Consider the following 11,868-nt stretch of genomic DNA (forward strand, 5'->3'; position numbering starts at 1 on the left):
CTTGAATCGGGTGCCGGAGTTGCCGAACGCCCATGACGGGGTCTCGATGTGCTGCCGCCGCAGCAAGTCCTTGATCATAAAAATCCCTAATCCAGATGGAAGGCCTCGACGAGGGTCACGAACCCCTCGTCCGGCCTGCCGTCGAGTTCTTCGAAGAACGGCGCCATCTCGGCCTGCCATCGCGCGTTGACCTCGGTCGCCGCCATGCCGTCACGGGCCGCGTCGAAGTCCTCGGTCTCCAGGTAGCCGACGAGGAGCCCGTCCTCGCGCAGGAACAGCGAGTAGTTATGCCAGCCGGTGGCCCGCAGGGCGTCCTGCATCTCGGGCCACACCGTCCGGTGACGCTCGCGATATTCGTCCAGGCGGTCGGGCCGCACCTTCAGCAGGAAGCAGACACGCTGCATGAAACGCCTTCCCCCACCCTGCGGCTCGCGCCTGCCCGTGCCGGTGGGCGCGAGCCGCAGGGGGTGCTTCTTGAGAATTCTCAGAAGTCGAACTGGTCGATGTTGGCCGCGTCGAAGGTGAACGGCGGGCCGAGGATGATCTCACCGTCCTTGCCGATGGTCCGCTCGCCGAGCTTGCCCGCCTTGAGCACCTCTCCCTCGGCGCCGGTGATCTGGCCGGAGGCCAGCGCGGCGGCGGCGTAGGAGGCGAGGTAGCCGAGGTCCTTCGGGTTCCACAGCGCGAACTTCTGGACGGTCTTGTCCTTGACGAACTGGCGCATCTGGTTGGGAGTGCCGAGGCCCGTCAGGACGACCTTGCCCTTGTACTTGGAGCCGGAGATGTAGCGGGCTCCGGCGGAGATGCCGACGGTGGTCGGCGAGATGATGCCCTTCAGGTCCGGGTAGGCCTGGAGCAGTCCCTGGGTCTCCTGGAAGGACTTCTGGTCGTCGTCGTCGCCATAGGCGACCTTGACCAGCTTCATGTCCTTGTACTCGGGCTTGGTGAGCTCGTCCTTCATGAACTCGATCCAGGTGTTCTGGTTCGTCGCGTTGGCCGTCGCGGAGAGGATCGCGATCTCGCCCTTGTGATCGATCATGTCGGCGAGCAGCTTGACCTGGCTGCGGCCGATCTCCTCGGAGTTGGCCTGGTTGATGAAGAGGTCCCGGCAGTCCTTGGAGGCGTCCGAGTCGTAGGCCACGATCTTGATGCCCTTGGCCCTGGCCTGCTGGAGCGGGCCGCACACCGCGTTGGCGTCGTTGGCCGCGATCAGGATGGCGTCGTGGCCCTGCTGGGTCAGCGTGTTGATGTAGGAGACTTGTGAGGAGGCGGAGGCGTCGGACGGGCCGACCTCCTTGGCCTCACCCTTGTACTCCGCGGCCGCCTCGATGCCCGCCTTGTCGACGATCGTCTCGTACGGGTTGTTGATCTGCTTGGGCAGGAAGGCGATCTTCAGGCCCTCCTTGATCGGCGCGTTCGGGTCGGCCTTGGCGGGAGCCGAGGACGCGGGGGCCGCCGCGGGAGGCGCGGAGGCCGCCGAGTCCTTGGTGGTCCCGCCGCAGGCCGCCAGGCCCAGGACGAGCAGGCTCGCGGCGACGACGGCGGAGGCCATCCGCCGGGGGGCTTTTGTCACCATTATTCCTCTCTTACCGATCTTGCTCGATGAGTTGTGGCTGACGGGTTTCACGGGGCCGGCAATCGGCGCCGCTGCCGTATGACGGCCGCGAGGCGCGGAGTGAGCACCGAGACGATGAGAAGCAGACCGGTGACGACCGACTGGATCTCGGTCGTCACGTCGTTGAGCATGAGCAGGTTGCGCAGGAGGCCGATGAGCAGCACTCCGGCGATCACACCGCCGAGGGTGCCCTTGCCTCCGTCGAAGTCGACACCGCCGATCAGCACCGCGGCGATGACCGCCAGTTCGATGCCGACGCCGTTGTCGGCGCGGGCACTGCCGTACCGGAGGGTGAAGATGACGCCGGCGAAGGCGGCGATCGTGCCGGAGAGCACGAACAGCACGAGCTTGATCCGCTTGACCCGGATCCCGGCGAAGAAGGCGGCCTCCTCCTGCGAGCCGATGGCGAACAGGGACCGGCCGAAACCGGTGGAGTGCAGGACGATCGCGGTCACCACGGCCAGCACGACGAACAGCGCCACCGGGTACGGGATCGGGGTGCCGGGCACGTCGTCCACCGCGAGGGAGGCGTACTGCTGGGGGAACTCGGCGATGGCCCTGTCTCCGAGCACGACGTAGGCGAGCCCCCGGTAGAGAGCCATCGTCCCGATGGTGACCGCGAGGGAGGGCAGTCCCAGCCTGGTCACCAGGAGTCCGTTGACCAGGCCGCACACCGCCCCGACCACGATCACCAGCGGGATGATCGTCTCGATCGACCAGCCGGCGTCCCACAGCGAGCCCACCAGCGCGCTGGACAGGCCCAGCACCGAGGCGACCGACAGGTCCACCTCGGCGGCGACGACGAGCATCGTCATCGCCAGGGCGATCAGCGCGATCTCGCCGAGGTCTCCGAGCGCGAACGACAGGTTGCCCGCGCTCGCGAAGCTCGGGGAGGTGAGCGAGCCCCCGAGGAAGACGACCAGCAGCAGGGCGGTGACGAGCACGTCCCAGCGGAGAAGGTGGCCGACGCCTCGCCTGGAGGTTCCTGGGCCGGGGGCGTCCGGCCCGGGAGACGCCTTCTGGGCCGGCGCGGCCTCGGACGTTGTTTCAGACACGGCGGACGTTCCTCCTTCGCAGCAGCCGAGCGACGCGCAACGCCAGCACCCGGTCGACGCTGATCGCCAGGAGCAGTAACGCGCCGGTGACGGCCTGCTGCCAGAACGGGTTGACGCGCAGCACCACCAGGGCGCTGCCGATCGTCGTGAGGAGCAGGGCGCCGAGTGTCGCGCCGTAGACGCTTCCCACGCCGCCGGTGATGGCCACCCCGCCGACGACGACGGCGCTCACGACCAGAAGCTCCCAGCCGTTCGCCGAGTCGGCGACGACCGTGCCGAACCTGGCCAGCCAGAGCACGCCGCCGAGACCGGCGAGCGCTCCGCTGAGCAGGTAGGCGGCCAAAACGCGCCGCCGTACCGGGATCCCCGCGAGAAGCGCGGCCTCGGGGCTGGAACCGATGGCGTAGAACTCCCGGCCCGACGGATAGGACCGCAGGTAGAAGCCCATAGCCAGCATGATGAGGACGGTGATCAACGGCAGGTACGGCACGCCGAGCACGCTGCCGTTGCCCAGGTCGAGCAGGCCGGGCGGCAGGTCGACCGCGTTGATCTGCCGCCCGTGCGCGAGGTAGTAGTCGACGCCCTGGATGACGTAGAGCGTGCCGAGGGTCACCACGAGGGCGGGCACCCGGCAGAAGCTGACCAGCAGACCGTTGATCAGCCCGCAGGCGGCGCCGATCGCGATGCCCAGGATCACCACGGAGACGATGCCCCTGCTGTGGTCGGCGGAGAGGAAGTCGCCGGTGGTGAAGGCGACCAGGCCGACGACCGAGCCGACGGACAGGTCGATGTTCCGCGTCATGACCACCGCCGACTGGCCCACGGCCAGCAGCGCGAGGATCGAGGTGTTGAGCAGGATGTCCTTGACGCCCTGGCCGGACAGGAAGTTGGAGTTGGCCACCGCGGTCACGCCGACCAGAACCACCAGGGCCGCGACCAGGCTCAGCTCCCGCGCCCGGAAGACCATGTCGACCAGGTTGCGGGCGCTGCGTCCCGCCGCCGGGGCCGGCGGCGTGGTTGTCACCGTGCTCATGCGGCCCTCCCGGTCGCTGCGGACATGACGCTCTCCTCGGTGGCATCGGCGCGGGGGATCTCGGCGGCGATCCGCCCCTCGTGCATGACGAGCACCCGGTCGGCCATGCCCAGCACCTCGGGCAGGTCGGAGGAGATCATCAGTACGGCGATCCCCTGGGCGGCGAGCTCGGAGAGCAACCGGTGCACCTCGGCCTTGGTGCCGACGTCGATGCCCCGGGTGGGCTCGTCGACGATCAGCACCGAGGGGCCGGTCGCCAGCCACTTGGCCAGCACGACCTTCTGCTGGTTGCCGCCCGACAGCACTCCCACCCCGTCGGTCAGCCGGCCGAACTTCAGCTGCAGCCGTACGGCCCAGTCCCTGGCCCGGTCGCGCTCGGCGGCACGCGAGATCAGGGGTCCCTTCCTGAGATCCCGCAGGCCCGCCAGCCCGATGTTGCGCTCGATCGAAAGCTCCATGACCAGCCCCTGCTGGCGCCGGTCCTCCGGCACCAGGGCCAGTCCCGCCGCCATGGCGGCGGTCGGGGAGGCGGCGGGCAGCCGGGTGCCGCCGACCGTCACCGATCCGGCGTCGAACCGGTCGATCCCGAAGATCGCCCGTGCGACCTCGCTGCGCCCGGCGCCGACCAGACCGGCCAGTGCCACGATCTCGCCCCGCCGTACCTCGAAGGAGACGTCGGCGAAGACGCCCTCCCTGGTCAGCCGGTCCACCTTCAGGGCGACCTCGCCCGCCACGGTCTCCTGCTTGGGGTAGAGCGCATCCAGGTCACGGCCGACCATGCGCCGGATCAGGTCCTCGTGCGTCAGGCCCTCAACCGGCTCGGCGGCGATCCAGGCGCCGTCGCGGAGAGTCGTGACCCGCTGGCAGAGCTCGAAGATCTCATCCAGCCGGTGGGAGATGAACAGGACCGCGCAGCCCTGCTCCCGCAGTGCCTTGACCACGTTGAACAGCCGTGCCACCTCGTTGCCCGACAGGGCCGCGGTGGGCTCGTCCATGATGAGCACTCGCGCGTTCCTGGACAGGGCCTTGGCGATCTCGACGAGCTGCTGGTCGGCGATGGACAGGCCGCGGGCGGGCCGCTGCGGGTCGAGCCCGACGCCGAGCCGCTCGAACAGCTTGTCGGCCTCGGCGTTCATGGTCCTGCGATCAATGCGGCCCAGACCGCCCCGGGGCTGCCTGCCCATGAAGATGTTCTCGGCGACCGACAGGTCGGGGAAGAGCGTCGGTTCCTGGTAGATGACGGCGACGCCGGCCTGCTGGGCATCGGCCGGTCCGTGGAAGACCACGGGCTCGCCGTCCAGCAGCACCTGGCCGCTGTCGGGACGGTGCACCCCGGCCAGCGTCTTGACCAGCGTCGACTTTCCGGCGCCGTTCTCTCCGGCGAGAGCGTGGGCCTCACCGGCGAAGAGCTCCAGCGAGACGTCTCGTAGGGCCCGCACCGCGCCGAAGGCCTTGCTGACATGTGATAGCGCCAGAGTGGGCTGCTCTGGCCCGGTTTCTCCCACCAGCAGCTCCTGCCAAAAACGATTTAACGGGTTGTGGTGGACAGTAGAACCAAGCTCCGACGGGTGTCAATGGAGCATGAACATGCCGTTTCCTTAGCGTTACACGGCCTCCGCCGCTCTCACCGCGGCATCCCTCCAGGCCGGCTCGCCCGCGCACGGCGAGCCGCGCGAGCGAGCTTTTCGCTTATTACGTTTTAACCACCCCGGCCGAGCCCGGAGCCGGGAACGTCTCGGGCGAAGTTGACGAGACTTTTGATCTCAATACGACCACGGAGAGTAAATGGTCGAAAACGGAGCGTGTTAGTTTCTGAAGGCTTGATCCACTTCGAGCGGAGAGGCTCGCTTTCAAACGCTCTTCCGCATCACTACGGTTTGGGATCCACTATGCGCAGTCCACTGTTCGTCCTCGCCTCGGCCGCCGCTTTCGCCATGGCCTTCGCCCTACCCGCCGCCGCCGCCCCAACCGGCGACACCATCGTCACATTCGAGATCACGGCCGGGACGCTCGACATCGTCGTACCGGCGACCGCGGACCTGGGCGACGTGGCCGCAGGCGCCACCAGCGTCTCGGGCGCGCTCGGCCCCGTCACGGTGACCGACACCCGCGGCGCCCTGGACGCCGGGTGGGTCGTCACCGTCAGCTCCACGTCCTTCACCACCGGCGGCGGGACGGCGGCCGAGACCATCCCGGCCTCGGCGGTCACCTACGATCCCCGCACAGTCACCGCCTCGACCGGCACGGTGACCTTGGACCCCGGTGAGACCGATGACCTGGCCGTGCCTCTCGTCGCCATGACCGCCACCGCGATCGTGGGCAACAACTCCGCCACCTGGAACCCGTTGATCACCATAGCCCTGCCTCCGGCGGCCGTCGCCGGCGTCTATACCGGCACGATCACCCACTCGGTGGCCTAGCCGGGATCAGCGACGACCGTGTTTCACCGTCTCGCCTCTCTGGCGCTGCTGGTGGCCGTGCTCGCCCCGGCCACCGGCATGTCGCAGGCGTCCGCCCAGGCAGCCGGCCGACCCTCACCGGACGGCATCGGGATCCGGCTGGTCGACGTGCCGATCGCGGCCCGGGCCGACCAGCGGGCCCGGCGCTACATCGTCGACCACCTCAGGCCGGGCATGACCATCGACCGGCGGATCGAGGTGACCAACTCATCCGACGCTCCCCTGCGGGTGGAGCTGTATTCAGCCGCGGCGTCGATCAGCAACGGGAAGTTCGCGTTCGCCGAAGGCCACACCGCCAACGAGCTGTCCACCTGGACCTCGGTAGCCCCTCGTGGGCTGACCCTGGCGCCGCACAGCAGCTCCATGCCCACCGTGACCGTCACCGTTCCGGACAGGGCCTCCGCCGCAGAGCGTTACGCCGTGGTGTGGGCCGAGGTGACCACGATCGCACCCTCCGGCGGCGTCAACGAGGTGAACCGTGTCGGCGTCCGGCTCTATCTCTCGGTCGGCCCCGGTGGCGCGCCGCCGACGGACTTCACCATCGACACGCTGACGACCCAGCGGACGGCCGACGGCAAGCCGATGGTCCTCGCCCAGGTGCACAACACGGGGGGCCGCGCCCTCGACCTGACCGGTGACCTGCGGCTCTCCGAGGGTCCGGGGGGCATGAGCGCGGGGCCGTTCGACGTCGAGCTCGGCACGACCCTCCCTCCCGGCGGCACCGGCACCGCCACCGTGCCTCTCAGCGACCAGGTGCCCGACGGACCGTGGAAGGCGCGGATCCGCCTGCAGAGCGGGCTGGTGAAACGCGTCGCCCAGGCAACCATCCGCTTCCCGTCCTCCGTCGGCCTGGCGGCGGCGGTGCCGACGGAGGCGGATCTCCTTCCGGTGGCGATCACGGCGGGCCTGATCCTGACCGCGACCGGGCTGGCCGTCGTCCTGCTCAGGCGCGGTCGTCGCATCGCCCAAGCGGGGCCGTGACGATCCTTTGCGGTACGGCCCCGCCGTATCGCGAAGAATCCCCGCCGGTGATCCGCCCGACGGGCCGTCAGGTCAGGCCGCCCGCGCCGGCAGCACGACCGTCGACCGCCGGGTGACGCCGTTCACGGTGACCGCGACGAGGATCTGTTCCGTACGCAGCGCCGTGAGCGTTCCCGTGGCCGGATCGAGCACCGCGACATGCCGCTATTCGGCGAGCTGAGTACGCGCTGCCATTTCCGCCCGGGTGCGGAGGCTCCGCGCCAGGGTGGGGATCATCACCGTCGCAGGGACGAGGTGCAGCCCGAGGAGGGCGGTGGTGGTGGCGGTAACGCGTCGCACCACTCGGCCGCGACCACCGCGACACGCGCGCCACCTCGCAGCGCGAGCGTCCACACCGGGACTACTCCGTGCCGTCCGCCGGCAGGCGCTCCGGCAGCCCGAGCCGCGGGAACTGGTCGTCGTGGAAGATGACGATCTCGGTGATCGCCCCGCCGGTGACGCGCAGGACGTCGATCGTCAGCGGCAGGTACGCGCCCTCGCGCTCCTGCCACAGGTAGAAGGCGACGGCGGGCTGCCGGTTCACCGAGGTCAGAACGGTGCGCAGGTCCCCCAGGCCCTCGAACCCGTCCTCGACCCAGTTGTTCACCACCGCGTCGCGACCGACGTACAGGCCCGGCGTGGGCGGCATCGAGCAGCGGACGTCGTCCCGCAGCAGTGCGGCGAGCCCGTCGATGTCCGTGGCCACGCTGGCGTCGGTGAAGCGGCGCACCAGCTCGCGCGTCCCGGCGTCCTCCTCGCCGCCGGTCCAGTCCTGCCGCTCGGCGGGCAGGTGTTCCCGCATGCCGGCGCGGGCCCGCTGCAGCGCGCTGTTCACGGAGTTGACGGAGTCCCCGAGGAGCTCCGCGACGTCCTTCGCCGGCCAGCCGAGCACGTCCCGCAGGATCAGCACGGCCCGCGGGCGCGGCGCGAGGTGCTGGACTGCGACCAGGTATGCCAGCTCGATCGTCTCCCGCGCGACGGCGACGGTCTCCGGCTCGTCCGCGTCGCCCGCGGGCAGCTCGTCGAGCAGCCGGTCCGGGTAGGGCTGCAGCCACAGCACCTCGCCGCCGGTCGCGGGCTCCGGGCGGCACTTGGCGAGCAGGTCCAGGCAGGCGTTGGTGGCGATCCGGTACAGCCAGGCCCGGAACGTCGACCGCCCCTCGAAGGTCTCCCGCCGCCGCCAGGCACGGAGGAACGTCTCCTGCACGGTGTCCTCGGCGTCCTCGAACGACCCGAGCATCCGGTAGCAGTGCACGTGCAGCTCCCGCCGGTGCCGCTCCGCCAGCCCCGAGAACGCCGGCTCGTCGACCTCACCCAGACCGGCCCCGCCCAGACCGCTCCCGCCCAGCTCGCTCATGCCCAGCCCCTCCAGCCGCGTGTCCGCACTCATCACGTCATCCTTCCGCCTCGTCGTGTCCCGTCGTAGGTATGACGGGTGCGGGCGCGACAACTCATCACTGCGGAGGTCGCGTCGGCGCGCAGCCGGCCGGCGCCGTCGGAGCCGTCGAAGGAGATGAGCGTGATCCCCGGCGCGACGGGGCGGATCTTCCCGGCCGTCTCCAGTCGCTGAGCGGCGGGGGCGACGAGCGGCGTGGAGCGGGCGGGACAGGACGACGTCGGCGGCGCGTCCTCCGCGAGGGTCTGCGGCGACGGCGGCTCGGCACCCGGGGACGGTCGGCGCGAACGCCTCGGGCCGGTGCCTGCCCAGTCCCCCGAGCCGATGATGCACCTCTTGTCCTAAAGCGGCCATAAGGGCACTGATCAGGCACATCAGGTAAATCACTCAACTAATTGCCAAACAGTGAATTTAATATTGTTTACCAAAATATTGACGTGCAGGGAGAGATGGAGTCAAATGCGGATCAGTCCCACCAGTACCGGCGAGCCTCTCCGCCCCAATTTCCGCTAACGCCAGCGCGCGGCGTTCACGGATTTCACGGCGAGGTCTCGCGTCCAGAAGGTTCGACGGACCACGACTGTCCTCCAAAAGAGTTCGTGGTCCCGTCGCCCGGCAGAAGGAGTACCGCGTGAAACGCTCTGTTGCGTTTGCGCTAGTGGCCGCGACGACCAGTGTGGTCGTGGCACTGTCCACCGCATCGGCTGGAGCAGCCGGGCTGACCGCCCTAGCTCCCCCCGACACCCCCGCCCAGTCCGCCGACCGCCTGGTCGAAGCCCATCCGGCCATCCTCAGGGCATCGGCCAGGGACCAGTTCCTCCGCCAGGGCTCCATCCCGGGCAAGGGAGGGCTCAACTACGTCTCCTACAGCCGCACCTACTCCGGTCTGCCGGTCTACGGCGGTGACTTCGTCGTCGTCACCAATCCCAGCGGCGGGGTGCTGAGCACGTCGATCGCCCAGAACGAGACGCTGAACGTCGGCGTCACCCCGACGGTGTCGGCGGACAGGGCCGCGGAGATCGCCAAGGCCGAGAGCACCGAGGTCACCGCGGCCTCCGCTCCGAAGCTGTCGGTGATGGCCCAGGGCTCGGGACGGCTCGCCTACGAAGTCGTCGTGAACGGCACGGCCCAGGGCCGCGAGAGCAAGCTCCACGTCTTCGTCGACGCCCAGACCGGTGAGGTCGCCGAGAAGTGGGACGAGGTCAAGGACGGCCAGGGCGCCAGCTACTACAACGGCCCGGTCACCATCGGCACCACCCTGTCCGGCTCGACCTACTCCATGGCCGACCCCGCCCGCTCGGGCGTCCGCTGCGGCGGCCAGACCGGTACCACCTACACCGGGCCCGACGACAGCTGGGGCAACGCCACGGGCACCAACCTGGAGACCGCCTGCGTGGACGCGCTCTACGCGGTGGGCAAGGAATGGGACATGCTGAGCGCGTGGCTCGGCCGTAACGGCATCAACGGCACCGGCGGCGGCTTCCCCATCAGGGTCGGGCTCAACGACGCCAACGCCTTCTGGAACGGCAGTTACACCAGCTTCGGCCACTCAGCCGACAACCAGCGCCAGGCGACCCCGCTCGACGTGGTGGCCCACGAGTTCGGCCATGCCATCTTCCAGACCACCCCCGGCGGCTCGGGCGGCAGCAACGAGAAGGGCGGGCTCAACGAGTCGACCGGCGACATCTTCGGCGCGCTGACGGAGTTCTACGCCAACGAGCCGGCGCAGTACGACCCGCCGGACCTGAGCGTGGGCGAGGAGGTCAACCTGTCCGGCAACGGACCGATCCGCTACATGCACAGGCCTTCGCAGATCTCCGGTCACCCCGACTGCTACTCCTCCTCGGTGCCGAACCTTGAGGTGCACGCGGGCGCGGGCGTGCAGAACCACTGGTTCTACCTGCTCTCCCAGGGCACCAACCCGACCAACGGCCAGCCGGTCAGCCCCACCTGCAACGGCTCCAGCGTCACCGGGGTCGGCATCCAGAAGGCCGGCCAGATCTTCCTGGGCGCGCTGCAGCGCAAGACCACGACCTGGACCCACCAGCTCGTCCGCAGGGCCTCACTGGAGGCCGCGCTCCAGCTGTTCCCCGGCTCCTGCACCGAGTTCAACGCGACCAAGGCGGCCTGGACCGCGGTGAGCGTTCCCGCCGCCTCGGGCGAGCCCGCCTCCTGTGGGACGACGGTCAACGACTTCGCCCTGACGCTCAACCCGACCTCGGCGAACGTGCAGCCCGGCCAGCAGGCCACCGCGACGGTCGGCACGCAGACCACCGCGGGAAGCGCGCAGAGCGTGTCGTTCTCGGCGACCGGCCTGCCCTCGGGCGCGACCGCCTCCTTCAGCCCGGCGTCAGTGACCTCGGGCGGCTCCTCCACCCTGACGATCTCGGTCCCGTCGGGCGCCGCCTCCGGCTCCTACACCGTGACCGTCACCGGTGACGGGGCCAGCGTCGACAGAACGGCCACGTTCACGCTCACCGTCGGTGCGGCGGGCAACGTCGTCTTCAGCGACACGTTCGAGACCAGCCTCGGCTGGACCACGAACGCGAGCGGCACCGACACCGCCACCTCCGGCGTGTGGGAGCGCGGCGACCCCGCGGCGACCACCTCCGCGGGAACGGCCCTCCAGATCGGCACCACCGTCAGCGGGAGCAACGATCTGGTGACCGGCCGCCTGGCCGGCACCGCCGCGGGTGACTACGACGTCGACGGCGGGCTGACCAGCATCAGGTCACCCGAGATCGCACTGCCCACCGGGACGCTGACGCTCAGCCTGTCCTGGTACCTCGCCCACCTCAACAACGCCTCCAGCGCCGACTACTTCCGGGTTCGCGTGCTGTCCGGCACCACCAGCACCCAGGTCTTCCAGCAGCTGGGCGCGGCCTCCAACCGCGTCGGAGCCTGGCAGACCGCGACGGTCAACCTGTCGAGCTACGCGGGTCAGACCGTCCGGATCCTGATCGAGACCGCCGACACCTCGACGGCCAGCCTCATTGAGGCCGGGGTCGACAATGTGACGATCACCAGATCCTGATTCTCATTTCCTTCGCGGCCCCGGCTCCTTACAGGCGCCGGGGCCGCGTCATGTCCGGCGCGCCTGTAAGGCGAAGACCATACGCGGCATCTCGCGCGCCATATATCAATTCGATCCATCACAATTTGATATTCGCCATTTCATCTGATGCATGGTATTCACCGAGCCGAGCCGTTCGAACCGACAGCGCGGCAAGAACCATCAGAATCTTCGATATATAACCCATTTCGGAGTGGGGTTTCAGGCTAGGCTTGGA

The 11,868-nt window shown here is 69.2% G+C and carries 9 protein-coding genes; 3 read left to right on the forward strand and 6 right to left on the reverse strand.

Going from position 1 to position 11,868, the window contains the following annotated elements; all coding sequences use genetic code 11:
- Positions 1 to 86: 86 nt before the first annotated feature.
- The 5 genes from CHC08_RS39965 to CHC08_RS39985 form a co-directional block, all read right to left on the reverse strand.
- Positions 87 to 404, reverse strand: a complete 318-nt coding sequence (locus CHC08_RS39965) for an L-rhamnose mutarotase (protein WP_089212600.1) — start codon at positions 402 to 404, stop codon at positions 87 to 89.
- 80 nt (positions 405 to 484) lie between these two features.
- Positions 485 to 1,576: a rhamnose ABC transporter substrate-binding protein gene (gene rhaS / locus CHC08_RS39970; RefSeq protein ID WP_089212601.1), complete on the reverse strand. Its 1,092-nt coding sequence runs from the start codon at positions 1,574 to 1,576 to the stop codon at positions 485 to 487.
- 47 nt (positions 1,577 to 1,623) lie between these two features.
- On the reverse strand, positions 1,624 to 2,670 hold the full coding sequence (locus tag CHC08_RS39975; protein ID WP_089212602.1) for an ABC transporter permease: 1,047 nt from the start codon (positions 2,668 to 2,670) through the stop codon (positions 1,624 to 1,626).
- Entirely contained in the window at positions 2,663 to 3,703 is a 1,041-nt protein-coding gene (locus tag CHC08_RS39980) for an ABC transporter permease (protein WP_089212603.1), read from the reverse strand. Before CHC08_RS39980 ends, CHC08_RS39975 begins: the two co-directional genes overlap by 8 nt.
- Entirely contained in the window at positions 3,700 to 5,208 is a 1,509-nt protein-coding gene (locus CHC08_RS39985; protein WP_089212604.1) for a sugar ABC transporter ATP-binding protein, read from the reverse strand. Before CHC08_RS39985 ends, CHC08_RS39980 begins: the two co-directional genes overlap by 4 nt.
- A gap of 384 nt (positions 5,209 to 5,592) precedes the next feature.
- On the opposite strand from CHC08_RS39985, the gene CHC08_RS39990 reads away from it, so the two are divergent.
- Complete coding sequence (locus CHC08_RS39990) at positions 5,593 to 6,123, forward strand: hypothetical protein (protein ID WP_089212605.1); 531 nt, start codon at positions 5,593 to 5,595, stop codon at positions 6,121 to 6,123.
- Between the two features lie 18 nt (positions 6,124 to 6,141).
- Positions 6,142 to 7,143 (forward strand): COG1361 family protein, encoded by a 1,002-nt coding sequence (locus tag CHC08_RS39995; protein WP_089212606.1) that lies wholly within the window; start codon positions 6,142 to 6,144, stop codon positions 7,141 to 7,143.
- 400 nt (positions 7,144 to 7,543) lie between these two features.
- Here the strand turns inward: CHC08_RS39995 and CHC08_RS40000 are convergent, their stop codons facing one another.
- Positions 7,544 to 8,572, reverse strand: a complete 1,029-nt coding sequence (locus CHC08_RS40000; RefSeq protein ID WP_089212607.1) for an RNA polymerase subunit sigma-70 — start codon at positions 8,570 to 8,572, stop codon at positions 7,544 to 7,546.
- Positions 8,573 to 9,209: 637 nt separating this feature from the next.
- Between CHC08_RS40000 and CHC08_RS40005 the strand changes: the two genes are divergently transcribed.
- The gene (locus CHC08_RS40005) at positions 9,210 to 11,612 is read left to right on the forward strand and encodes a M4 family metallopeptidase (RefSeq protein WP_089212608.1); all 2,403 of its coding nucleotides are present in this window, start codon (positions 9,210 to 9,212) and stop codon (positions 11,610 to 11,612) included.
- Positions 11,613 to 11,868 lie beyond the last annotated feature (256 nt).

Origin of the sequence: Streptosporangium subroseum, from assembly GCF_900188345.1 — a bacterium.
In the GTDB taxonomy this organism is placed as follows: domain Bacteria; phylum Actinomycetota; class Actinomycetes; order Streptosporangiales; family Streptosporangiaceae; genus Streptosporangium; species Streptosporangium subroseum.